The 25,455-nt window shown below is 31.5% G+C and carries 23 protein-coding genes; 12 read left to right on the top strand and 11 right to left on the bottom strand.

Translation table 4 applies throughout. The annotated features are described in order from the left end of the window. Positions 1 to 194 precede the first annotated feature (194 nt). Together NPA09_RS00995 and rpsO are read right to left on the bottom strand one after the other, a co-directional pair. The gene (locus NPA09_RS00995) at positions 195 to 428 is read right to left on the bottom strand and encodes a hypothetical protein (RefSeq protein ID WP_197722251.1); all 234 of its coding nucleotides are present in this window, start codon (positions 426 to 428) and stop codon (positions 195 to 197) included. A gap of 499 nt (positions 429 to 927) precedes the next feature. Beyond that, positions 928 to 1,194 carry a 30S ribosomal protein S15 gene (gene rpsO, locus NPA09_RS00990; RefSeq protein WP_129722184.1) on the bottom strand — a complete coding sequence of 89 codons (267 nt, stop codon included), beginning with the start codon at positions 1,192 to 1,194 and terminating at the stop codon, positions 928 to 930. Positions 1,195 to 1,350: 156 nt separating this feature from the next. Here rpsO and NPA09_RS00985 point away from each other — a divergent pair, with 156 nt between their 5' ends. Beyond that, positions 1,351 to 1,866 (top strand): hypothetical protein, encoded by a 516-nt coding sequence (locus NPA09_RS00985; RefSeq protein WP_129722186.1) that lies wholly within the window; start codon positions 1,351 to 1,353, stop codon positions 1,864 to 1,866. Next, positions 1,866 to 2,780 (top strand): RluA family pseudouridine synthase, encoded by a 915-nt coding sequence (locus tag NPA09_RS00980; protein WP_129722189.1) that lies wholly within the window; start codon positions 1,866 to 1,868, stop codon positions 2,778 to 2,780. Before NPA09_RS00985 ends, NPA09_RS00980 begins: the two co-directional genes overlap by 1 nt. Positions 2,781 to 2,879: 99 nt before the next feature. Here NPA09_RS00980 and NPA09_RS00975 read toward each other — a convergent pair whose 3' ends face one another. Further along, on the bottom strand, positions 2,880 to 3,920 hold the full coding sequence (locus tag NPA09_RS00975) for a zinc-dependent alcohol dehydrogenase (protein WP_129723280.1): 1,041 nt from the start codon (positions 3,918 to 3,920) through the stop codon (positions 2,880 to 2,882). A gap of 261 nt (positions 3,921 to 4,181) precedes the next feature. Here NPA09_RS00975 and uvrA point away from each other — a divergent pair, with 261 nt between their 5' ends. The 4 genes from uvrA to NPA09_RS00955 are packed head-to-tail and all read left to right on the top strand — an operon-like array spanning position 4,182 to position 9,851. After that, on the top strand, positions 4,182 to 7,004 hold the full coding sequence (gene uvrA / locus NPA09_RS00970) for an excinuclease ABC subunit UvrA (protein WP_129722192.1): 2,823 nt from the start codon (positions 4,182 to 4,184) through the stop codon (positions 7,002 to 7,004). 35 nt (positions 7,005 to 7,039) lie between these two features. Beyond that, the gene (hprK, locus tag NPA09_RS00965) at positions 7,040 to 7,954 is read left to right on the top strand and encodes an HPr(Ser) kinase/phosphatase (RefSeq protein ID WP_129722195.1); all 915 of its coding nucleotides are present in this window, start codon (positions 7,040 to 7,042) and stop codon (positions 7,952 to 7,954) included. Continuing rightward, positions 7,947 to 8,936: a prolipoprotein diacylglyceryl transferase gene (gene lgt / locus NPA09_RS00960; protein ID WP_129722198.1), complete on the top strand. Its 990-nt coding sequence runs from the start codon at positions 7,947 to 7,949 to the stop codon at positions 8,934 to 8,936. The genes hprK and lgt overlap by 8 nt, the downstream gene beginning before the upstream one ends. A gap of 9 nt (positions 8,937 to 8,945) precedes the next feature. After that, positions 8,946 to 9,851 carry an NAD(P)/FAD-dependent oxidoreductase gene (locus NPA09_RS00955; protein ID WP_129722201.1) on the top strand — a complete coding sequence of 302 codons (906 nt, stop codon included), beginning with the start codon at positions 8,946 to 8,948 and terminating at the stop codon, positions 9,849 to 9,851. Between the two features lie 68 nt (positions 9,852 to 9,919). On the opposite strand, the gene NPA09_RS00950 is transcribed toward NPA09_RS00955, so the two are convergent. Further along, entirely contained in the window at positions 9,920 to 10,744 is an 825-nt protein-coding gene (locus tag NPA09_RS00950) for a bifunctional 5,10-methylenetetrahydrofolate dehydrogenase/5,10-methenyltetrahydrofolate cyclohydrolase (RefSeq protein WP_129722204.1), read from the bottom strand. Next, positions 10,735 to 13,215 (bottom strand): valine--tRNA ligase, encoded by a 2,481-nt coding sequence (locus NPA09_RS00945; RefSeq protein WP_129722206.1) that lies wholly within the window; start codon positions 13,213 to 13,215, stop codon positions 10,735 to 10,737. Before NPA09_RS00945 ends, NPA09_RS00950 begins: the two co-directional genes overlap by 10 nt. Positions 13,216 to 13,271: 56 nt before the next feature. Here NPA09_RS00945 and NPA09_RS00940 point away from each other — a divergent pair, with 56 nt between their 5' ends. Next, on the top strand, positions 13,272 to 14,069 hold the full coding sequence (locus tag NPA09_RS00940; protein WP_129722209.1) for a hypothetical protein: 798 nt from the start codon (positions 13,272 to 13,274) through the stop codon (positions 14,067 to 14,069). Between the two features lie 26 nt (positions 14,070 to 14,095). Here NPA09_RS00940 and NPA09_RS00935 read toward each other — a convergent pair whose 3' ends face one another. From NPA09_RS00935 to mnmG, 4 genes are read right to left on the bottom strand one after another with little or no spacing between them, the layout of a single operon-like run. After that, positions 14,096 to 16,198 carry a hypothetical protein gene (locus NPA09_RS00935; protein WP_129722212.1) on the bottom strand — a complete coding sequence of 701 codons (2,103 nt, stop codon included), beginning with the start codon at positions 16,196 to 16,198 and terminating at the stop codon, positions 14,096 to 14,098. 8 nt (positions 16,199 to 16,206) lie between these two features. After that, positions 16,207 to 17,214, bottom strand: coding sequence for an ECF transporter S component (locus NPA09_RS00930; RefSeq protein WP_129722215.1), 1,008 nt, complete (start codon positions 17,212 to 17,214; stop codon positions 16,207 to 16,209). A 43-nt stretch (positions 17,215 to 17,257) separates the two neighbouring features. Then, positions 17,258 to 17,692 (bottom strand): 23S rRNA (pseudouridine(1915)-N(3))-methyltransferase RlmH, encoded by a 435-nt coding sequence (locus NPA09_RS00925; protein WP_129722218.1) that lies wholly within the window; start codon positions 17,690 to 17,692, stop codon positions 17,258 to 17,260. Next, positions 17,682 to 19,523 (bottom strand): tRNA uridine-5-carboxymethylaminomethyl(34) synthesis enzyme MnmG, encoded by a 1,842-nt coding sequence (gene mnmG / locus NPA09_RS00920; RefSeq protein ID WP_129722221.1) that lies wholly within the window; start codon positions 19,521 to 19,523, stop codon positions 17,682 to 17,684. Before mnmG ends, NPA09_RS00925 begins: the two co-directional genes overlap by 11 nt. A gap of 68 nt (positions 19,524 to 19,591) precedes the next feature. On the opposite strand from mnmG, the gene nadE reads away from it, so the two are divergent. Genes nadE through NPA09_RS00905 form a run of 3 tightly spaced genes read left to right on the top strand, consistent with a single transcriptional unit; the run spans position 19,592 to position 21,902 of the window. Next, on the top strand, positions 19,592 to 20,407 hold the full coding sequence (gene nadE, locus NPA09_RS00915; RefSeq protein ID WP_256541839.1) for an NAD(+) synthase: 816 nt from the start codon (positions 19,592 to 19,594) through the stop codon (positions 20,405 to 20,407). A gap of 1 nt (position 20,408) precedes the next feature. Further along, complete coding sequence (locus NPA09_RS00910; protein WP_129722224.1) at positions 20,409 to 21,137, top strand: YebC/PmpR family DNA-binding transcriptional regulator; 729 nt, start codon at positions 20,409 to 20,411, stop codon at positions 21,135 to 21,137. Positions 21,138 to 21,149: 12 nt separating this feature from the next. Then, positions 21,150 to 21,902, top strand: coding sequence for a DUF2188 domain-containing protein (locus NPA09_RS00905; RefSeq protein ID WP_165036231.1), 753 nt, complete (start codon positions 21,150 to 21,152; stop codon positions 21,900 to 21,902). Positions 21,903 to 21,933: 31 nt separating this feature from the next. Here NPA09_RS00905 and NPA09_RS00900 read toward each other — a convergent pair whose 3' ends face one another. Both NPA09_RS00900 and def read right to left on the bottom strand, forming a co-directional pair. Further along, positions 21,934 to 23,139, bottom strand: coding sequence for a phosphopentomutase (locus NPA09_RS00900; RefSeq protein ID WP_129722227.1), 1,206 nt, complete (start codon positions 23,137 to 23,139; stop codon positions 21,934 to 21,936). A gap of 21 nt (positions 23,140 to 23,160) precedes the next feature. Next, on the bottom strand, positions 23,161 to 23,709 hold the full coding sequence (def, locus tag NPA09_RS00895; RefSeq protein WP_187468881.1) for a peptide deformylase: 549 nt from the start codon (positions 23,707 to 23,709) through the stop codon (positions 23,161 to 23,163). Positions 23,710 to 23,737: 28 nt separating this feature from the next. Here def and rsmD point away from each other — a divergent pair, with 28 nt between their 5' ends. Next, on the top strand, positions 23,738 to 24,280 hold the full coding sequence (gene rsmD, locus NPA09_RS00890) for a 16S rRNA (guanine(966)-N(2))-methyltransferase RsmD (protein WP_129722233.1): 543 nt from the start codon (positions 23,738 to 23,740) through the stop codon (positions 24,278 to 24,280). 21 nt (positions 24,281 to 24,301) lie between these two features. Further along, a complete protein-coding gene (locus NPA09_RS00885) occupies positions 24,302 to 25,450 on the top strand; it encodes a YitT family protein (RefSeq protein ID WP_129722236.1) in 1,149 nt (382 codons plus the stop codon). Positions 25,451 to 25,455 lie beyond the last annotated feature (5 nt).

Raw genomic sequence — 25,455 nt, 5'->3', positions numbered from 1 at the left:
TGGCGGTTTTTTAATTTTAACTAGTTTACTAGCTATAAATTGTGAAGTTTTTTAAGACCCGAAACATCTTGTTTAAGGATTAAAACATCCTGTTCTAAAACATCTAGTCTTTGTTCTACCTTGTCTAGTCTTTGTTCAACTTTGTCTAGTCTTTGTTCTACCTTGTCTAGTCTTTGTTCTACCTTGTCTAGTCTTTATTCAACTTTGTCTAATCTTTGACTTAACTCATTAAAACCTTCGTTCATTTTTGTTGTGATAGTATTAATAGCGCCAAGAACAACGTTTTTAAAATCTTCGAATGTATTTTCTAATTTCTCGAATCTTTTATTAAAAGTATCTTCAAAAACTTCAAATTTGTTTTCCAAGAATTTAATGGAGTTTTCTAGTTGTTGAATCTTATTACCTTTATCTTTAGTAACTTGAATCATATTTTCTTTAGCAATTTCGTTGACTATTCAAAAACGATCAACAACATCATCAAAAGTAACATAATGTATCTTTATGTTTGAATATTTCTTTAAAATTGTCGTTTCCTCCTTCTTGGTTATTTATGGTGAACCTTCTATTACATTATTATAGAATGGTTCTTTATTTCCATTACTATTATTAATGTTCTTTTCATGAATTTTCTTCATTTATTTTCCTTCTACTTATATATGTATTCTGAAGGACAAAAATACGCAAAAAAACAAAAATATATGAAAAAGAGGCATTTTTTATAATTGTTTCTATACTTTTATCACTTTTTAACTTTAAAAGCCTATATTCTTATCTATGTTTGTCACTACTGAAAACATCTTGATTTTATACAATACAGCACATCCATACACAAAACTATTGAATTAAATAAGTTTGAAAATAAATTAACAAAAGTGTTGATTTTACACTAAAAATCCTTATTTTAAAATTAAAAAAATAGGCAAAGGCCTATTTTCTAATACCTAACTCAGCAATCAATTTTGCATATGAATCATAATTTGTTCTTTTTAAATATGCAAGCAATGATTTACGTTTATTAATTTTAGCCATAAAACCACGTTTAGAATGATTATCTTTTGGGTTGGCTTGAAAGTGTGGTTTTAATGTCTCGATATCTTGAGTTAATAGTGCAATTTGTACTTCAATTGCACCTGTGTTTTTTTTATCCTTACCAAACTTTTGTACAAGTTTAGCTTTGGTATCTTTTGTTAACATAATTTCTCCTTGTGTTACATTCTATCCCTAGCAATAATATGATATTAAAACAAAGGAAAGAAAACTTTGTAAATAAATTACTAATTTATTTTACTACATTTTACAAAAAATGACTAAATAAATAAGTTCCAAAGATACGTATATAATATGTGTATTATGAAAAATAAATCAACAAATCAAGTCCGGACCTTAGCTTTAACGGTCGCTATTTTATCGATAATTGTGGTTGTTTCACCAATCGCAATTATCTCAAGTCAACTAAAATTTTCATTAATCACAACAATTATTAACTTTACTTTAATGATTGCTCTTACTGCAATCACTATCGTCTTACTGGTAAAATCTAAAAAATATAGCGAATTCTTTAATAAGTACTGCACAATGGTACTAATTGGAATTATCATCGCCACAATTTCAAGTGTAATTAAATTTACCGTATATATGTTTTTTCAAGAAACTGCGTTTGATTTACTTTACTATGACTCAGAAAAACCTGGGGTGTGAGAAACAATTCTAATCTATATGGCATCACTTGCTGAAATTGCAATTCTTCCCTCATTAATTGTTACTAGTATTGGTGCTTTTCAAATTGCTGGAAAAACAAACAATATTGTTGAAATTCCCCTTGAAAACAATAATGACCACAACGATAAAGGAACTTCTACAAATTAATGCTTGAATTACAAGTTAAATATAAAGAGCGAATCGATAAATATATTTGCGATAATTCGGATATTACTAGAAACGACATTAAAGAATTAATTGAACAAGGCGCGGTTGAGTGTGATGGCGATATTGTTAGAAAACCAAACTATATTCCCAAACTCGATAGCATAATCACTGTTACAAAATTACTAGATAAAGAAATCACACTCCAACCAGAAAAAATTGATTTTGAAATTGTTTTTCAAAATGATAATTATATTGTCATCAACAAACCAAATAATCTTGTTGTTCACCCCTCACCAGGTCATCTTAACAACACGCTTGTAAATGGTTTACTTTACTATTTTAAAAACAATTTATCAAATAATAATGGACTTTTGCGACCAGGAATTGTTCATCGAATTGACAAAGATACAACCGGACTTTTACTGGTAGCAAAAAACAATAATGCCCATAACTTGATTGCTGATATGATCAAGGAACACAAGGTAAAACGCGAATATCTTGCCATCGTTGAAAATTGACCAAACCAAGATATTTATCATATTGATTTGCCGATTGGTCGCGATAAAAAATCTCGGCAAAAAATGATTGTTACTAACATTGAAGCAAAAGAAGCGATTACCCATATTAAGGTGTTAAAAAAATTTGAACATAATAATAAAAAACTAGCCTTAATTAAATGCTCCTTAGAAACTGGACGCACACACCAAATTCGTGTTCATTTAAGCTATATTAAACACCCTGTTTTTAACGATCCTACATATGGCAATGAGGGCAGTGAGTTCAATCAGTATCTACACGCATTTAAGTTAGAATTTAACGACCCATTCGATTCTAAAAATAAGGTATTTTATGCACAACCGCCACAAGAATTCAACATCAGTAATTTCGATTTTTCAAAATTAAATATGATCTAATTTTCTGAACTAAAAAACCTTAAAAAATCAATAAATTTTCAATATTTTATAAAGAAAAATCAAGCTTTTCGCTTGCGAATTTGCTTGATTTTTTATGTATTATTTTCTAAAGTCGATAACTGCACGGCCTAAGAATTCGCCTTTTTGCAATTTATCAAAAATTGATGCTACTTCATCAAGTTTAACAACTTTAGTAACTTCTGATTTAACCTTACCTTCTGCAGCATATTGAAGTGATTCAGCAAGGTCTTGTCTTGTACCAACGATTGAACCTGCTAATTCTCTTTCTAGTAATACTGTTCAAAAAATTGATACTTTAATATCGTCTTTACCAAGTTTGTCTTTTGCTGGTAAACCAACAAGCACTTGACGACCACCACGACGAAGAATGTTCATAGCTTGTTCAGCGGCAACTGGTGCTACCGATGTGTTAATAACAGCGTGTACACCACCGTTTGTAACTTCAAGAACTTTTTCAATATATTTACTATCTTTTGCTGAATTGAACGCAAATTCTGCTCCAGATTTTTTCGCTAATTCAACTTTATCGTCACTAATATCAATTCCGATTGGGCGTAATCCCATTGCTTTAGCATATTGAATACCTAATTGGCCTAAACCACCAACACCAATTACAGCAACATAGTTACCTGGAACTGCTTTAGTTTGTTTAAGTGCTTTGTAAGTTGTAACCCCAGCACAAACAACTGGCGCACCGGTAATTAAGTCTAATTTTTCTGGCACAATACCAACATAGTCTTCATGACCAATTGCATATTCAGCGTATGATCCATCTTTAGTATATGCTGACATATTTTGCTTTGGACAAAGTGTTTCACGTCCTGTTAAACAGAATTCACAGCTACCACAAGCATCGTGTAATCATGCTAAACAAACACGATCACCAACTTTTAAGCGGCTGCATCCTTCTCCAAGTGCAACAACTTTACCAATTCCTTCGTGACCAGGAATAAGTGGATATTTTGGTTCAACTAATCAGTCATAATTAGCAGCATGTAAATCAGTATGACAAATACCTGATGTTTCCATTTGGATTAAAACTTCTTTCATCTTAGGTTTTGGAACTGAAACTTCTTTTACGCTTCAGTTTTTTGGCGATTCAACAACGAATGCCTTCATTTTCTTTGGAATACTCATTTTTTAATTTTACCTTTCGTTTAGACCTATTCTTAGGTCTATATATATTTTAATTGTTTTATTATAATAAATATCAAAAGCGCTGTTTTTGCGATAACTATTTCCAACTTAAAACCACATTTATTTTTAAATTACTAGAGGCTTAATGGTAAAATGTATCAGTATATATCAAAACATAAACTTGTTTTTTACTTTGTAAATAATCATTATTAGCATATACTTTAATTAGACAAAAGAGGCAATATGAGTAAAGAAAAAATCATTATTAAAGGTGCTAAGGAAAATAATTTAAAAAATGTTTCACTTGAATTACCAAAAAATAAATTAATTGTTTTTACAGGACTTAGTGGCAGCGGAAAATCTTCGCTTGCTTTTAACACTATTTACGAGGAAGGTCGCCGCCGTTATATCGATTCACTTAGCACATACGCACGAAATTTTTTGGGTGGTACCAGCAAACCAAATGTTGATAGCATTGAAGGACTTTCTCCTTCAATCGCAATAGAACAAAAGACAACGCACAATAATCCACGTTCAACCGTGGCGACAACAACAGAGATTTATGATTTTTTACGTCTTTTATATGCTCGCATTGGTAAACCATATTGTCCAAACCATAAAATACCAATTGCCGGAAAAACAAATAAAGATATTTTCGATGCAATTTTTAGTTACCCCGAAAACAGTAAAATGATTGTTCTTGCTCCTGTAATTAGTGGCGAAAAAGGAACACATAGTGTACTTTTAGAGAAACTAAGAAAACAAGGGTTTGTCCGGGTAGATATTGATAAACAAACTTATCTTTTAGAAGAGGAAATTAAACTTGATAAAAATAAAAAACATGATATTGACATCGTTATCGACCGGGTAGTAATTAATGAAGAAAATCGTTCACGTATTTTTGAAAGTATTAAAGTTGCTCTCGAATACGGGAAAGATATTTTAAAAATTCGTGTCATCGGCGACAACGAAGACAAAATCTTTTCAAAGCTCCACTCGTGTATTCACAATGATTTTGAAATGATGGCAATTGAACCAAAACTTTTTTCTTTTAACGCACCTTATGGAATGTGTCAAAAATGTAAGGGCTTGGGGGTTGAGCTACGTGCCAACTGAAAAGCGATTGTTCCCAATGATTTTATGACAATTCGTGAAGGGGGAATCGATTACTATAAGGCTAGAAATGATACTAATATTGAATGACAAGAATTCCAAATTCTTTTACAAGCATACAACATCAACTTAGACTTGCCGATTAATCGCCTTACTAATGCCGAACTTGATATTATCAAATATGGTTCTGAAGAAGAACTTAGCTACACCATTAAATCGGCAACACATAACGTTTATAAACGACAAAAGAAAATTGAAGGTTTAATTCCAAAAATTGAACGCCTTTTTATGGATACAACTAGTTCAGGAATTCGTAAATGATTAAACAAATATATGATGGAAGTTAATTGTCGCGAATGTAATGGCAAACGGCTAAATAAACACGCCCTTGCCGTTTATATTGAAGACAAAAATATTAATGATTTAGTTAAGTTAAGTATTGATGATTTATATACTTTTGTTACTAACATCAATCTAAGTGAAACGGAAATTGAAATATCAAATTTAGTTTTAACTGAAATTACCAACCGTTTATTATTTTTAAAAAATGTAGGTTTAGGCTATTTAACTCTTAATCGTAAAGCCGAGTCGCTTAGTGGTGGCGAGTCACAGCGTATCCGCCTCGCTACACAAATTGGAACTAACTTAACCGGTGTGTTATACGTGTTAGATGAACCTTCAATTGGTTTGCACCAAAAGGATAATCAAAAACTGCTTAACTCACTAAAACAAATGGTCGAAATAGGCAATACATTAATTGTTGTCGAACATGATGAAGACACTATTACTCAAGCAGATCATATTGTTGATATCGGCCCTTTTGCCGGCGAGAACGGCGGTAAAATTATTGCCCAAGGAACTCTTGAAGATATTAAAAATACACCCGAATCAATTACTGGTCAATTTTTAAGCAAAAAGGAAGAAATCAAAATTCCTAGTTTTCGCCGCTCGGGAAATGGCAAAGTTTTAACCATTAAAGGCGCTAAGGAAAACAATTTAAAAAACATCGATGTTAAAATTCCGCTGGGAAAATTGATTGGCGTATGCGGAGTTAGTGGTAGTGGTAAATCAACTCTCATCAACAAAATCTTAGTCAATAGTATTAAAGAAAAATTACACCTTAATCACGAAATGCCTGGTGAACATAATTCAATAGAAAATGTTGAATTTATTGATAAATTGATAGATATTGACCAATCACCAATTGGCCGTACGCCACGTTCAAACCCTGCTACTTATACCAAAGTCTTCGATGACATTCGTGAAGTTTTTGCCAATACAAGCGACGCTAAAACAAAAGGGTTTACCAAGTCACATTTTAGTTTTAATGTTGAAGGTGGACGATGCGAAAAATGTACTGGTGATGGGGTAATTAAAATTGAAATGCACTTCCTACCCGATGTCTATGTTGAGTGCGATGATTGTCAAGGTAAACGTTATGATCTCGAGACACTTGAAGTACTTTATAAAGGTAATAGTATTTTTGATGTTTTAGATATGACGGTTGATAAAGCCTATTTACTTTTTGCTAATCAACCAGCAATTAAGTCAAAACTACAAACACTAAAAGATGTGGGATTAGGGTATATAAAACTAGGGCAATCATCAACCACTCTTTCTGGTGGTGAAGCACAAAGAATTAAATTAGCAACATATCTTTTAAAACCAGCAACAGGTCGTACTCTCTATGTTTTAGATGAACCAACCACTGGATTGCACAGTTACGATGTTCGTAATTTGGTAGCGGTTTTAAACCGCATCGTTGACAATGGTGATAGCGTCATTGTCATCGAACATAACCTTGATGTCTTGAAAGGTTGTGATTATTTAATTGAGCTAGGTCCAGAAGGTGGCGTAAGTGGCGGAAAAATTATTGCTTCAGGCACCCCTGAACAAATTTCTTGCATAAAAGAAAGTCCTACTGGTCTTTACTTGAAAACGATGCTTAATTAGTTGGCTATATGTCTTAATAATATATAATAGTAACTATGAAGAAATCAATTAACGTACAAAGCATTATTCATCGGTTCAAATTTAATATGTTGAATCTCGACAAAATTCGAGAATTACGAGAAGTTGAAGAACCAGCAATCAAACGAATTGGTCTAGAACTTTCAGGCGCCCTTGTTAATGATAAGCTTGCTAGAAACTTGATTGGTTGAGGAACTAGTGAATCAATTTATTTTACAAGATTAGGTAAAAAGAAAACTATCGCTGCTCTTGAACAAGTTCTTAAATACCGCCCGCCAATTATTGTTTTAAGTAAAGGGTTCGAGAAAACACCAGTTGATTGGGTTGTAGAAGTTGCTAATAAATTCGATATCCCCGTTGCTTGACAAAACCAAAGTCTTTCAACTATTACCTCAACGGTAGGTGCTTATCTATCAGAATTTTTTGCCAAAGAAGTGCAACTTCACGGCTGTTTAGTTTCAATTAGCAACATCGGGGTATTAATCACCGGTCCTAGTGGAGTTGGGAAATCTGAAGCTGTACTTGAATTAATTCAAAATGGTCACATCTTTGTCAGTGATGATGCGGTTATTATTAAACAATTAGGAATGAATTTCATTGGCCGTAGTCCAGAAATTACTAAATCATTACTAGAAGTAAGAGGGATTGGGCTAATTGATGTTAAATTTACATATGGCGCTAAAGTTATGAGCGATAGCGCGCAAATCAAACTTGTTGTTGAACTTGTCAACCAAGATCTTAACCTCGATCGACTTGGTGTTGACTACTTAAAAGAACACGTGCTTGAAGGTTATATTGATAAAATTCAAATTCCTATCAAAAAAGGTGGAAGTATCGCTTCCTTAATTGAAACCGCCGTTAATACATACATCGCGCGTCAAAATGGTGTTAAAGTAATTGATATTTTAAATAGAAGGGCTAGAAATGCATAACGATTTTAATCCAACTAATTTCGAACCAAAACACGTGGGTAGTGCGCACGTACTTTTTCAAATTGGCAATTACAACTTTCACACCTACTCATTAACAATGATGATGGGGATGATTGCGGCCATTTTAACCGTTGCTTACTTCTGAAAACGTGAGAAATACAGCTTTGAAATACTTTTAACTATGATTATCTTGACAATTCCGTTCTCGTTTATTGGGGCACGTCTATGATTTATCACTGAAAAGTTAATTTATTATCGCGATTCATTCGACTTTAGTCGTTGGTACGCTATCTGAGATGGAGGGCTTGCCATCCAAGGTGGAGTTATGATGGCCTTTGTTGTCAACGCGATTTACTTATCAACTAAAACATATGAGGTTGACTTAATCAAAGTCTTTACAATTATTTTCCCAAGTGTTTTCATCGGGCAAGTAATTGGTCGATTTGGAAACTATGCTAACCACGAAATTTACGGTAACATTGACTGAACTGGTAATAGTGCACTTTGAATGGGCGAAGGTGCTGCTTCAAATATGTTTCTAGCCGATGAATTATCAAACAACTTAAATGTAAGTGGCGCCTTTCGTCATCCACTATTTATTTACGAAGCAGGCCTTACACTCCTAGGTTATATCGTTTTAGCTTGATTATGTAATGGAATGAATTTACTTAAACCTGGTTCAACTGGTGCACTTTACTTTGTTTGATATGGCGCTGTCAGAATGATAATGGAACCATACCGGATTCATGGCTACGGTATTTACCAAATCACTTCGGCACTGTTCCTTGTATTTGGAATGATTGCTTTCGTAACCTTTGAATTTATCCTTGATCTTTACGATCGTATCTGAATCAAAGAAAAAAATCGATTTGAAATGGTTAGAAAAAATAAAAAGGTAAAACCAGAAAATTACCACAATTGAATGCAAAGACTGTTTCGAATTTATCCAAAACAAACCGCCGAAACTAACCAAAACAATTAAAGGGGAATAATGTATGATATTGTAATTATTGGCGCAGGACCTGCTGCACTTAATGCCGCGTTATACGCAGCACGAAGCAATTTAAATGTTGTTATTGTTGAGAAAGAAGCACCGGGCGGCAAAATGCTTGCTACCAACAAAATTGAAAACTGAATTGGTGACAAGTACGTAACTGGATTTGAATTAGCGACTAGATTTTTAGAACACACAAAGAAAGCGGGTGCTAAATACCAAGCAGGTGAAGTAGTTAATATTCGTTCAAATAATGAATTTAACAAGGAAGTTTTACTAGCTAATGGTCAAGTGCTACAAGCAAAATCGGTAATTATAGCTACAGGAATGATGAATCGTGAGCCATCATTTATTAAAAATCTTAACGAGTTTAAGCACAAAGGCTTTTCATATTGTGGTATCTGCGATGGCCCAATGTTTAAGGGGATGCCAATGGTTGTTCTAGGTGGTGGTAATTCCGCTGTAGAGGAAGGTACATTCTTGGCTTCTGTAGCTTCAAAACTTTATGTGATTACTAACATCGACCATTTGACTGCAGAAAAATCTTTAATTAATGATTTATTAAGTAAAAAAAATGTTGAAATTCTTTACAACACAAATGTAAAAGAACTAAAAGGCAAATCATTACTTGAAAGCGTTATTATCGAACAAAAAGGAAAAAATAAAGAATTAAAAGCAAACGCATTCTTTTCATACATTGGAATGATTCCTGCCACAGACTTTTTAAAAGATTTGATGATTACTAATGATAGAGGTTTTATTAAAACTAACGAAATAATGGAAACGCAAATTCCAAACATATTTGCCGTAGGAGATGTTCGCGACAAGGAGATTAGACAAATCATCACCGCTGCATCAGATGGTGCGATAGCAGCTAAAACAATCGTTAATCGTCTTGGATAATCAAAACAAAAAACAGTATTTTTCAATAATAAATACTGTTTTTTTATTGATTTTTTCAAAAATAAGTTTTATGAATTGTGTGGATTGAAAATTAAATTATAAAACAAACTGACAACAGTTAAAGGACCTATTCCTCCAGGTACTGGCGCAAGATAACTTGCTTTTTGTTCTAATTTTTCCGGGTTTACATCACCCATTAATTTATACTCGCTATGTTTATCGATGTTGGTACCAACATCGATTACAACACACCCTTCTTTGACCATGGTGTAATCAACTAAATGAGCAACTCCAGCAGCAACTATTAAAACATCGTTTTCAACAATATTATCAATACCTGTTGATATGTCATAAGTGTTAACGATAGCACCCTTTTTACGAAGTAAATAAGAAACAGGTTTACCAACTAAATCAGATTGTCCTATCACACCACATTTTTTACTATAAACATCAATTCCGTAATAATCTAAAATATTAAGAATTGCGTTAGCTGTAGCAGGTGTAAAAGCAACTTGATTTGAATAAAATTTACTATTGTTCTTAGAAGTTAAGCCATCAATATCTTTTTTGTACGGAATCAAGTCGCATACTTTTTGCTTATCTAAGTGACCTGGTAATGGTAACTGAACCATAATCCCACTAAACTTGTTAAGATGTTTTTTAAAAAATCTTTTCAACTCGTCAAACGAGACGTCTTCAGCAAAATTAAATAGCTCCGCTTTTATTCCAAGTTCAATCGCTTTTTTTAACTTGTAATTAACGTACTTAGTTGATGACTCAATTTCCCCAACTTGAACAATTGCTAATGTTGGTTTAATTCTTAAATTTTTAAGTTGCTCTTTAATTACGTTAGTAATACTTTGTGCAAGTTTTTTTCCATCCATTAATTGCATGCTAGCTCCTTCTTGTACTGAGCTAATTTTTGCTTATAGTCTTCGAACTTTGCTTTTTCTTCAGCGATTTTTTCAGCAGGCGCTTTAGACATAAAATTTTTATTGTTTAGAATATTTGTTGATCTTACAATTTCGGCTTCGTAAAATTTAATTTGAGCCTCAAGATCTTTTTTGATTTGCGCCTTGATGCTATCATCCATTTTAATGTATAGATTACCCATACTCAATGCAACTAAATAATCTTTATTTAACATTACTTCACAATTAGCCATTTTTTTAATACTTACAAGTGTTTTATTATCGATTTCACCTTCAAAGTTAAAGTAGATCATGTCTTTATTACTAATATTATTATTTTGACGATATTTACGAATTGAAGTAACAATTTCAATAGTAATATCAATGTGATTCGTAATTGCAAATTTCTTAATAACAGGTCAGCTAAAATCAAGTAAAGATTCATTAAAAACTTCGCTAAAAATTGCATCTGTAACAAACGGTAAAAAGGGATGTAAAACTAATAGTGATTTTTTAAGAATTTCTAGAGAGTGTTGCTTGTTATTTAGTGTTTTTGATAATTCTATATATCAAGATGAAAAATCATTAAATATGTACTTTTCAACCTCTTTTCCTATTAACGAAAATTCATATTTTTTCAATAATTTTTCAATGTTTTTCTTGAGATTTAATAATTTGTTGTTAATTCATTTGTCAACTTCATGAAGTTTATCATCAACACCATTTTCTTTCTTGTTTTTGATATAACGCGCAACGTTTCAAAGTTTATTAATTAGTGCTTGATGAATTGCAAAATCTTTGTTAGAAATTCTAAGATCATTGCCGGCTTTTGTATTTGAAACAATACTCCATCTCAATGTATCACTTCCATACTTGGCAATAACATCATTAGGATCAATTCCATTATTTAAACTTTTTGACATTTTAACATTATTCTCGTCACGAACCAAGCCATGAATCATGATATCCTTAAACGGTGCTTTACCAATAAATTCAAGACTGAAAAAGTACATTCTAGCAATTCAAAAGAAAATCAAATCACGCCCAGTAACAAGTAAATTAACTGGATAATAATGTTTAAGATGTTTATTAGTTTGCGGTCACCCTAAGAATGTAAATGAACTAATTCCGCTACTAAATCAAGTATCAAGTACATCTTCATCTTGGACCCATCCTGGTCCAGGCGAGTCTATTTGTACTTTTACTTCTTCATTTTTATATCAAGCAGGAATTCGGTGGCCTCATCAAAGTTGACGAGAAATTGTCCAATCATGAACCTTCAACATTCAACGTTTTAATTCGTTTGCAAAACGTGAAGGATAAAATTTTGAACCAAATTTTGTTTTTAAGTTCGCAAGCACATCTTGGCCAAACTTGTCCATCTTTACAAATCATTGTTTACGAACTAAAATTTCTACAGGGGTTTTTGTTCGTTCGCTATAACCTACATTTGATATAGTTTCCTCAACTTTTTCAACAAAATTATGTTCAAGAAGATATTTATTAATTGCTTTTCTAGCGGCTAAACGATCAAGACCAGAAAACTCGTTAGCGTTGTATAAAACACCATCGTCATTAATGGTTTCATTAACTGCAAGTTGATGTTTCTTAATAATTGCGATATCCTCTGTCGCATGCGCCGATAATTTCATTAGTCCCGTTCCAAAAGCGGGATCAATATATTCGTCGGCAATAATTGGAATTTCTGTTTTTAATAAAGGATGAAGAATTTTCTTACCAGCAAGATGTTTATATCTTTTATCCTTTGGATGATATACAACCGCCACATCCGAAAATAAAGTTTCAGTACGCACAGTAGCTATTGTTACATGTTCTTTGCTACCAACGACTGGATATTTAATATAAACCATATCTTGTTTAGTTTCTTCATTAATAACCTCAATATTACTTAACGCCGTCTTGAGCTGACAATCCCAATTAATTGGTGAGTAACCTTGGTAAATATATCCTTTATGATACAAATCAACAAAGACCTTAAGTACTGCCTCATTAGCATCGTCATCGAGTGTGAAGCGTTCATTTTCTAAATCAAGTGAAAGCCCTAAGCCCTCTCACTGTTTACGCATAATTTGTGAGTATTTTGCTTTTCAATTTCAACACTCTTTCAAAAATGCTTCGCGGCCTAATTTATGTTTATCTTTCCCTTCTTTAACTAAAAGTTGTTCAACTTTTGATTGCGTCGCAATTCCTGCATGATCCATCCCAGCAATAAACCATACATCATACCCATTCAATTTGTAAAAACGGTTAACGGTATCGGGAATGTATGTATCAAGTGCGTGACCCAGGTGTAAAACTCCCGTAACATTTGGGGGTGGTAAGAGAATAGTAAAAGGTTTTTTACTTGTATCGTGTTTGGAAAAATAACGTTTTTCTTGTCATTTTTTAAAAACTATTGGTTCGTATTTATTATGATCGAAAATCTTATCCATTGGTCTCCGTTTCTAACATTTAATATTATATTATTATTTCATTTATAATAACTACTATGAGTTTAAAAAAATATAGACATTTAATTTGAGGTAGTACGGGTCTTGTTTTATGCGCAAGTCTGTTTGCTACATCGTGTAACAAAGAAGCAGAAAGTAAAATATTAAGAATGAATGAATTCCGTGGCAAAAGGGTGATTAATAATTTAAAAATTGGAATTATTGGTAGCAAAATAAACTTTTATACAAACTATGAAGTAATTCCTGTATCAACCGAAAACAAGTCGCAAATTTTGCTTTCTGACATCGTACCAAAAAAAGTGCTTGAAAACAATTATTTATTAGAAATCGTCAACCCACAAAATTCGTTATTTTTATCAATTTTAAGTAGGAAAACACCTGCCAACGTTGATTATCTTGAATACATCAAATATGATGCTCAATATGAAGTTATTAATGTTGATAAAAAATATGATTTGAACAATAAATTAATTAGTATTAAATTCAAAATTAAGCTAACTACATTTGTCTTTACAAATGACCATAAAAAATACTTCATTGAAACCACTAAAGATCAACAATTCATCTCAAACAACCCGAACGAATTTGAAAAAACTAAAATTTATTATGATAAAAACGCTATGAACTTTGAGGATCTTGAATTAAATACATTATTAAAACCTGGACAAAACGTTGCAAACTTTGATGAAAATACACGTAAACAGTTATGTATTGTTTACTTCTTAGAAAAAAAAGCAAAACAAAACTTCTACATCCTTATTAATAAAAAAGCAATCGATATTAATGAAATTGATGTAAAAAACAATTTACCAATTTTAGAAGCAGAATATATATAAAAACAGTCGTTATTAGCGACTGTTTTTTATTTATGAACATATCTTGTCATTTCAAATTCGTTTGTATTTTTACCAATAACGTTTTGTTTTGTTCCTTTGTTAATATCAAACATTGCCTTTAAATTAAAATGGTTGTCGATTCTTTTATCAGATTCTTTGATTATATTAATGTAATCATAGGGGGCGATTTTCCATTTTTTGTCAATGAAATTCAAGATTTCTGGTTGAATTTCAGCATTTATTGCATTTAAAATATAGCTATTTTTAATAAAGTAAATTCAATTAATTTTTCAATCCTTAATTTTATTTTTAAAATCAGGATCTTGTTTCGACACGGTTAATAGACTACTAATTTTTGACTGTGACAAAATAGGATAAATATTAGTGTAAAATCAGTTACCAAATGGAGTGTTATATTCAATTTTAGTTAAATCAAATTGAACAATACGATCATTATTAATCATCTTCGAAAGCAACATTATCTTCTTAATATTAAATTCAGATGTTGAACGATATTTATTAACAAGAATTTCTGGCGCAATTTTAAAAACATCAATTAATTTTAGCAACTCATAAATATTCATTAATCTGGTAAATTTGCTAAGACGACAAATTGAATTTGATGAAAATAATTTAATAACGTTTGTTTCTACATCATCGATAATCAAATTGTTTTTTCACTTGCTTTCAATGCGTTCCAATTTACGATACAAATCATTTCAAGCCTGTCCTTTTCCTTTTATGAATAACGTTATTCTTCGAATAAATAATTGATTATATCTTGAAATTCTTTTTTGCGCTAACCGATGACGATTTACTAAAAATGAGTTAAGTTTAATTTTTTGATTGTTTGTATTTTTTTCATGCTTATCTAGTCATTTTTTCTCTGCTAAATCTTCTTGATACGAATAATATTTATTGATAAATAAATTATGAATATCAAGATTATTTCGATTTCATGAAACAAACTTACTAAGTGAGACAATTTCTTTTTTAATACGAGCAATATCACTATTGAAATTAACAAAATTTCTTTTGCTTTGAATTATAAATTCATCTAATACTTCGCTGATAAACTCTGTCAAAGTTTTTCTAAATTTCTTTTGACTGTTCTCAAATAAAGCAAAATTCGTTTTTGAAATAGTGAAAAAATAAAGTTCATCAAAAAATTTTCTTTCCAGTCTTTGGATTTGCTCTTTTGAAAGTAAGAGAATATTTTTTCTTTGTTTTGCCGCTTCTTGAGCTGAATGTTTATAAATAAATGCTCTATATTTTAATAAATTGTTTTTCGAGTTTTTATTAACACGATAACGATTTTTTACCCGTAAAATAATTTCATCAAAATCAAGTCCCGCGTACGCACGACGCTTATTAATTGAAATTTTTATACTATTTATTTCGTTTTTTAAATTTGTTATTTTCAATAGATTATCGTATGAAACATTAGGTCTATCGACAATATTTTTGATAACTTTAATTTGTGAATAATTATTTTTTAATTTGTTTTCTAAAATCGTTGCGGGGTCATCTTTTTGACTAAAAAGTGTTGACTTGAAAATATTAAAAATATCAAAAATTCATTTCATTTTAAAAACATTAATCTGATCAACAATCTCATCAAACTCGTCCAAAAAATCGCTTACTTGCTCAAAGTTAGGTTTTGTATTTTCTTTAAACAAACCCTTGTTATAAAAGAAAATAAACTCATTCATTTTTTGAGCTTTAATTCTTTCCTGAGTATTTTTAAGTTCAATTAAGTTAGCATAAAGAGTTCAAAATTTTTGTTTAAACAACTTATACATTTTTTTTATTTGTTGCTTACTAATAATTCGATTATTAAGATTTTGATTTAACAAATCACGAAATACATACTCGTTTGGAATATTACCTTTAATAATATCTCCATCAAAGTAAGGCACATTAATTTTAATGTTATCTTCAATAAATTTGCCATCGCTTTCATAAATGGTATCAAAACTGTCAAAATCTTCCATTTTTTTTATAACACATTCATTTTCACATAAAAACAAATGATGCGAAGCCTCGTTAATTAAAAGCGAAGATGTATATTTTTTTTGATTATCTAACAAACTAAAATTGTTGATACAAAATAAAATTTGTTTCCTCATCTCCCCTCCTAATAAACAACATTTTCGTTTCGATTAATCAAATTCGAAACAATTGAGTAAGAATAGTAGATAACTGTAAGATTAACTCAAATTTTAATAGGTGATGTAGCAATATGGGTAACAATAAATAATGGTCATCGGTCCATTTGACCTGATAAGGAGGCGGCATCAGCCATCGAAAGTAATGGCACATTAATAAACTCGAGTAATGCACTAAAAATAATAATTGGCACAAACACAGTATAACGTTCTGGTTTGATTTTAAAACGACCAACAATAACAAAAATAGCCATTGTACTAAATCCAAAAACTAATAAACCAAGTAGGACATAACGATTTTTAATTACTGAGTCTTTTAACATTTCATCACTAACAATTTGTGGCATTGATAATGAAACAGAAATGGTGCAGATAATTCCAGCCAAAATTGTTAATGCAACAATCATATTAATATTCATAAGGGTTGTTGAATATTTTTTTATATGTCATCTCTTAATTTTTGCTTCACGATACAAAATTTTAATCTCTAACTTTGAAATAATTTCTTTATTACGTTCGCTTAATGCCGCATTAGCATCGAGTGCTTGTTTTTTAAGTAAGGCAATTTTTCGTTTTGCTTTTGCAATCCGTTTTTTATGGAAAGTAATCCGAATATCGTAACCAAAATAGTATCCTAAAAACTTAATGAAAAATCATCCGATAATACCCGAAACAATCCCGTTCATAACAGTTGCCAAAGTATAAAGAGGATGGAAAAACACTGGCAAAATCATAAATGAAATTAAATCAGCCATTAATCCCGTCAAAATTCCCACTATTGGTCCAAAAATAAATCCCGTAATTTTAACCGGTAACCCAATAAAAGAAATTTTAAAAGTTGGAATTGAAGCGACAAGAATAATTTGAGTTCCAATAATTGCAAAAACAACAGCAATCGATATTAGAATTGCTGTAAAAGAAATTTTACGAATGCCTCAAAAGCGTCTTGGGCCTTGGTTGTTATTTTTATTACTCATATTAATACTATAAGTATATTTATTTTTTTAAGATTTAAGTTAATTATTTATGATAATTTGAATTTTCATTGATTTTAATTCCACGGTAAATTTGTTCCATTAACATAATACGAAATAATTCGTGAGGAAAAGTCATGTCTGAAAATGAGATTTTAGCAAATGATTTAATCAGCTCTTGATCAAAACCATTTGATCCTCCAATCACAAAAGTAATATTTGCAACCTGTAGTTTGTTTGCAAAATCAACCGAATCCATTTTATCTCCTCGTAAATCTAAAAAATATACCATCGAATTCTTTGGTATTTTTTCAAGCACCATTTTAGTTTCGGCATTAACTTTTAACTCAATGTTTTTATTATTTGATTCTTTTAATTCAATCAAGTTAAATTTACAATTATGCAATTTTTTATGGTACATATCAAAAAGAACTTGATCAGCAACGCGCAGTTTTCCAAAACAAATTAAATTAATTGTCACTGTTACCTTCCCTAAGTTTTAATCAATAAATCAACATTTGAATATCGCTTGGGTTGATGCCGCTAATTCTTGAGGCTTGACCAATAGTCATAGGCATAACTTCTTTTAATTTCATACGTGCCTCAATTGCAATATTATTAACATCATCATAATTGATGTCTTCTGGTATTTTAATACTTTCAAGCTTTTGCATTTTGTGTGCCTCTTTAATTTGCTTGTCAATATAACCTTTTAGACGAACATTAACCATTACTTCATACGGAAACTCAAAATCACTTAAAATATCAAGATAATCCACTTCAGGGCGAGCTAAAAGTTGCAAGTAACTTACAGCATTTTTAACATCATATTTCTTTGCAATTTCAGATTTAGTAGAAACAAAATTTTCTTGCAATTCCTTTATTTTCTCTTGAATTTTTAAATATTTTGCTTTTATATAATTTAATTTCTGCGCACTTTTTATTTTAATTTCTTTCGCGTATTTGTATAAACGCTCATCGGCATTATCGTTTCGCAATAACAAACGATATTCGGCACGCGATGTTAGCATGCGATAAGGTTCCTTTGTACCTTTTGTCGTTAGATCATCAATTAGCACACCAATATATCCATCATTTCTAGCGATGATAATTGGTTCTTTACAATCAAGCTTTCTTGCTGCATTAATACCAGCAATCAGTCCTTGTGCAGCCGCTTCCTCATAGCCACTGGTGCCATTAATTTGTCCAGCCATAAATAAATTACTTATCTTTTTAGTTTCAAGACTTTTCTTTAAGTTGAGTGGATTAATAGCATCATATTCAATGGCGTATGCTCATTTTTGTACACGGGCATTAGCAAGGCCAGGAATAGTCTTAATTATTTCTTTTTGTACCTCAACTGGCATAGAAGTTGATAACCCATTAATGTACATAACATCTTGTTTATCTGTCTCTGGCTCGAAGAAAATTTGATGCCTATCTTTATCAGCAAACTTAACAATTTTATCTTCAATTGAGGGGCAATAGCGCGGACCAATACCTCTGATTAAACCTGAATACATTGCAGATTTATCAAGATTCTGCATAATAATTTCATGAGTTTTTTTTGTTGTATACGTTAAATAGCATGATATTTGATTATCAAGTTTCATGTCAGGGTTATCGCTAAATGTAAACTCATAATTTCCTAGATTTTCTTTTTCAACTTGACTAAAATCTATACTATCGCTATAAATTCTTGGTGGCGTTCCTGTTTTTAATCTTTGAATATCTAGGCCAATTTTGCGAAGTGATGCACTTAATAAATTAGTTGTTTTTTGATTGTCTGGCCCACTAATTGTCACAACGTTACCTCGAAGAATACGAGCGTCCATGTATGTTCCAGTTGTCACCACAATTGCTTTCGTTTTAAGAATTTTGCCGCTTTGTAAAACTAGGGCGTCAACTGCGTTATTCTTTACTAAAATATCAACAACCATATCTTCAATAACAGTTAGATTCTTTTGTTTTTTCGCACTGTTTGCTACCGCTAAACTATACTTTTCTTTATCGATTTGAGCTCGTAAAGCGCGAACAGCAGGTCCTTTTGATTCGTTAAGAAGCTTAATTTGAATCTTTGTTTTATCAGCCCAATAAGCCTGCATTCCGCCTAGAGCATCAATTTCCCGGGTAATTATTCCTTTGGCGGGTCCACCTATACTTGGATTACATGGCATCATACCCATTCGTGTAATATCTAACGTTACAAGCGCAGTCTTTTTACCTAATTTTGCCAAAGCAAAAGCGGCCTCTAGACCCGCATGACCAGCACCAATTACAACAGCATCATAACTATATTGTGACTTTTCCATGCTAATATTGTAATCAAAATTGCTATTTATGTTTAAATTTAATTAAGTATAATAAAGTTAATAATAATATGAAAGTAAATAGCAAATCAACTACACGTCTTTTAGATACAAATCTACAACTTCATCCAATGACAATGGAATATGCAAAAAAATATATTGATTATCTTGTAAATTGAATGCAAGAAAAGGTTCAATCATCGAACTCAAAAGGTGTAGTAATTGGAATTTCGGGAGGAATTGATTCAGCACTAACTTTAGCCCTTGCAAAGTTAGCTTTTAAAAACAATATTAAAGCAATTTCAATGCCAATAAATAGTCTTAATAAAACGCACGGAAACGACATAAATCTTCTAAGCAAAAAGTTTAATATTTCAATAGAAAATATTGACTTATCATTGGAATACAATAATTTATTGTTAAATTTAAAATTAACAAATAATGCTGCAAAAATTAATATTATGCCTCGCCTTAGAATGATGATTTTATACGCAATAGCTCAAGAAAATAATTATCTTGTCTGCGGCACAGATAACTATGATGAATGATATACAGGTTACTTTACAAAACATGGTGATGGCGCCGCTGATATGTTTCCACTTGGCAACCTATTAAAATCGGAAGTAAGATTATTAGCAAAATACCTTGAAGTTCCTGATTCGATCATTAATAAAAAACCAAGCGCAGATTTATGAAATTCGCAAACCGATGAAGAAGAAATGCAAATTTCGTATAAGAAACTTGATTTATACTTAATGGATGAAAAAACTAATTTGTCAGAAAATGAAATTAATAGAATAAAATATTTACACAATATTAGTGAACATAAACGCCAAATGGCGCATAGACCTAAAACAATTTTTGAAGTAATAAATAAGAAAGGATAATATGGCAGGACACTCAAAATGAGCAAACATTCAACACCGCAAAGGCGCACAAGATGCTAAAAGAGGTGTTGCTTTCCAAAAACTATCTAAAGAAATTTACGTTGCCGCTGCACATGGCGGAACTGATCCAAATATGAATCCGGCATTAAGATTGGCGATCTCAAAAGCAAAATCACAATCTATGCCAAAAGCAAACATTGAAAAAGCAATTCAAAAAGCAGCAGGCGGAAATAATGATGGTGCCAACTTTGTTGAATATCTTTATTCGGGCGTAGTTTCAGGTGGAGTAACCATTTTAATCTCATGCTTATCAGATAACTTTAATCGTCTTAGCTCGAATATGAAGGCATATTTCAATAAGCAAAACGGAACAATCGGTAAGGTTGGTACAATGCCCTACGTTTTTGACCAAAAGGGATTAATTCAAATTAGCGATAAATTAGTAAACGAAGATGCCTTGACTGAATTCGCAATTGAAAACGGTGCTGAAGAAATTGAAAATGAAGAAGGAATTATTTCAATTACGTGTGCACCCAGCGATTTTCAAAAATTATCAGAAAGTATTGAAAAAGAATTTAAAATCGAAAAATTCGAACACTCAGCGGTCACTTATGTTCCAAATTCATATGTTGAATTAGATGAAGAACGAACTCAAAAAATTCTCGCTTCAATTGAAAAACTTGAAGATGACGAAGACGTTCAAGAAGTTTTCCATAATATCGACCTTTAAGGAAAAAACAAAATGAATATTCTTATTGATAACGAAACATTAGAACAAGAACAAAAACAAGAATTCGAAACAACACAAGAGACTGACGTACTTGTCTATAACCACGATGATTCGGACGCCACACAGGATGTACAAAAAATCATCAAAAAACCAAATACATACCACATTACATTTAATAAGGACGATCGTTGACAAGTTAAAAAAGTGGGCGCACTTAAAATTCTTAAAACTTTCAAAACACAAAAAGAAGCAATTTCATTTGCTGATAAACTAGCAAAAAACCAAAAGGCGGGCGTTGTAATACATCGAACATCAGGACAAATTAGAAGTGGGTTTTCACATAAAGAAAACAAAACACCAAACATTTACCATGTTACCTTAAAAGATGATAAATGACAAGTTAAAAAAGCAAAAGGCCAACGTGCAATTAAACTTTTTGACACACAAAATGAAGCTATCGAATATGCTAAAATCTTATCTAAAAATCAAGAAGCGGGAATGTTAATCCACAAAAAAACAGGCGGAATTCGTGATGGTGTATCTAATAAAAAGAACAAATTAATTAAAAGATATCACGTTCTTCCAAGTGACCGTGGTTGAATTGTGAAAAAAGCCAAAGCTAAAAAAGCACTTATTATTTTTAAAACACAAAAAGAAGCATATGATTATGCAAATAACTTAGCAAAAACACAAGGAATTGGCGTTGTCTTGCACAAAACAAATGGCGCTATTCGTGCTGGCGTAAGTCATAAACAGGAAAAATAAAACGAGCCTTTACGCTCGTTTTATTATATCTCTAAACTAGTTCGTCAAAAACATCATCACCTGTTTCAAGAACAATATCAACACCAAAGTTTCTAGCAATAATATTGCCTGCTGTTCCTAAACCAGTTACCTGATTTTTCTTATCATTTGTTCCAAAAACACGTGGTTTTTTAAATGATTTTGAATAAATTGTTAATGGTAAAAGTTCTCTTGTGTGGTTAAAACCAGGATATGAAGGATCGTTTCCGTGGTCTGAAGTAATAATTAATAAATCATCATCTTTCATAACACTAATTAATTTCTTAAGTTTTAAATCGAAAATCGAAATATTTTTAGCGTATCCATCAACATTACGACGATGTCCATAATGACTATCAAATTGCACTAAGTTGGTAAAAATAAGTTCGTTCTTGGTATCTTTCATTACCAAATCAATAGTTTGATCCATATTTTCAGGGTCTGATTTGGTAGGATATTTCTCATCAATTCCGTTTCCAACATAAATATCGTTGATTTTACCAACCGAAATCACTTTAACACCTTTGTCTTGTAATTTGTTTAGAATTGTGTGCTCAGGTTTATTGGCATAATCGTGACGATTAAAAGTTCTTGTATAGTTACCTGGTGTACCAACATATGGGCGGGCAATAATCCGACCTACATTTCACTCTGGCCGTGAACTACAAATTGCACGGGCAGCCTTTGCATAACGATAAAGATTATCTAAACCGATAATTTCTTCGTGAGCACAAATTTGAAGCACCGAATCAAATGATGTATAAACAATAATCCCGTTATTGTCACGTTCTTCGTGTGCTAGTTCATCAATAATTTCTGTTCCTGAAGCTGATTTATTTCCAACAATTTTACGTCCGTCAAAAGCTTTTTCCAATTCTTTAATTAATTCGTCAGGAAAACCATTTTCGGTAAAGGTTGGGAATGGGATTTCAGTTTTAATTCCCATCATTTCTCAGTGTCCTGCAAGTGTATCTTTCGCATTAGAAACTTCTTGCACTTTTGTAACATAAGCGATTGGTTTTTTAACTGGCATTACATTGTGTAATTGTGCAATGTTAGCAATCCCCATATCTCTTCAAGTTTTAATTTCAAATTCTTCACTTTTACTTGCCGCATAAATTGTATTTGCGCCAGTATCGTTTCATTTCTTTTGATCTTTATCAGGACCAATTCCTAAGGAATCGGTAACAATCATAATTACACGATTGAATTTTGACATTTTTCTCCTTTGTTATGTTTGCTAAATGTAAAAAGCGTCCTTAATCTTCTTTCAAGGATTTTTCTTGTTAATTCGATCAACAAAAAGTTTTCCATCAAGATGATCCATTTCGTGACCACACACAACAGCAGGATAACCAACCAAGTCATGTGTCACTTCTTTTTTACTTAAGTATGAATAACCAGTTACGACTACACGCGCAGGACGATAAATATACCCCTCTTGATTAGGGTATTTTTCATTAACTGATAAACAACCTTCACCTACCGAGATAGCAATCATTTGGTCGCTTTTAGCAATATACTTAGGATTAATTAGTAAATCTTCAACGATAATCTTATTATTTTCGTCGGGTACACGAAAATAGAACATTCGCTTTTCAATCCCATATTGTACTGCTGCGACCCCGACTGCTGGTCGAAATTTAGTGTTTGGTTGTTGCGAATCAGTTACATGGTAAATCATTTTTTGCGCTAACAAATCATCTTCTTCTGATAAAGGTAAGCTAACTTCTTTCGAAATTCTTCTTAACACCTTAGCTGGTAATTCTACTAATTTAACTTCAAACATAGTAAATATTATATATTATATTAATATAATGATTAGAATAATTTCTGGCAAGTATCGCCATCGTTTAATTAAGCAGCCAAAATTGGACTCTGCTCGTCCCACACAAGATCGAGTAAAAGAAGTAGTTTTTAACAGCTTAAGATTTAAAGAAAATAAAAAACTTTTTTTAGACCTTTTTGCCGGTTGTGGTTCAATTGGAATCGAAGCAATTAGCAATGGATTTGAAAAAACACATTTTATCGAAATTGATAAAAATAATGCAACAATTATCAAACAAAATTTAACAAATTTACAAATACAAAACTATGAACTTTTTCAAGAAAACGCAACGTTTTTTCTTGAAAAATGTAAATTTAAGTATGACGTTATCTACTTAGATCCGCCATATCTAGAAACCAAATTACTCAATGATGTTATACATCAAATTTATACAAAAAAACTATTAAAAAATGATGGCATCTTAATTGTCGAAACGCGTTTTGAAGAACAAATAAATACAGATGGTTTTAATAAGTTAAAAACTAAAAAGTTTGGACAAAATAAAGTCTTATTTCTAGCCTACTTAAACTAAATAATTTAATATAATTAGAATATGAACCAAAAAAAGACAACAATGCGTGTCGCCTTCCGCGATCGGCTATATTTATTTAAAAGTATGTATAAATTAACCAAACTTTGAAAAAAGTCTTTGGTAACAATTTTACTTAGTTTTTTTACCGCAATTGTAGCAGTATTTTTAATCCAAAACACCGGAATGTATATTCCTGGCCTTGAAGCAATTTCGCAAGGTTTTGGTCGTTTAGCATATTTTTTAATGCGTAAAAATGGTTACTCGAAAGATACATCATATTTAGTTTTCACCTTGCTTTTTTGAGGAATCAATTGTTTTTTCAACATTCCATTAATTATTTTTAGTTGAAAAAAAATCTCTAAAGAATTTAGTTTTCTTTCACTACTTTACATTGTTTTCAACTCAGTGTTCGCTGCGGCATTTTCGCTAATCCCTCACATCAAAGATGTTTACATTTTTAGCCATTTAGATGAAAATCTACCAGCAGCAATGCAACAATATGATTTTAATTTTGTGTCTTGAACATATCCAAACGACGCTTACAAACAACTTTCTGTATTTTTATACATGTTAATTTGAGGTGCGTATTTTGCAATTAACTGCACAATTCTTTTAATTGTTAACAGCTCAACCGGGGGTCCAGATTTTATTGGTGTTTATATCGCTAAAACAAAATATAAAGATTTTGGTACGGTTTTAACTATCTGTAATTTAATTTTTTTCATCGTTGGCTATATAATGGGTAGTTATATTCCGGTTTCAGAAAATATTAAATTACACAATATCACCGAATACAATGTTAGCGCATATGATATTAGTTTATTGTTTTCACCAAGTATGCTTGCCGCTATCTCGATGAGCCTGTTATTTAGCGCACTACTTAATAACCTATTTCCTAAATATAGTTTAGTACGCGCTGAAATCTACACAACAAAAGCAAACGAAATACGAAACCATATTATCGAACATCACAAACCTTATACACTAACTATTTACGAAGCAACGGGTGGCTACAACAACCAATCACAAACCGTCATCGTAACAACGTGTATGTATTTAGACACGGATGATTTGTTAGAAATAATTCGTTCGTACGACCCTAATTCCTTCTTTACTATTAGCAAAATTAAAAAAGTTGATGGTTATGTGTATGTCTACAAAGACAACTAGAATAG

The organism is Mycoplasmopsis equigenitalium (genome assembly GCF_024498255.1).
In the GTDB taxonomy this organism is placed as follows: domain Bacteria; phylum Bacillota_I; class Bacilli_A; order Mycoplasmatales; family Metamycoplasmataceae; genus Mycoplasma_H; species Mycoplasma_H equigenitalium.
Note: the sequence above shows the minus strand (reverse complement) of the source record. Positions and strands in the feature narration are given on the sequence as shown.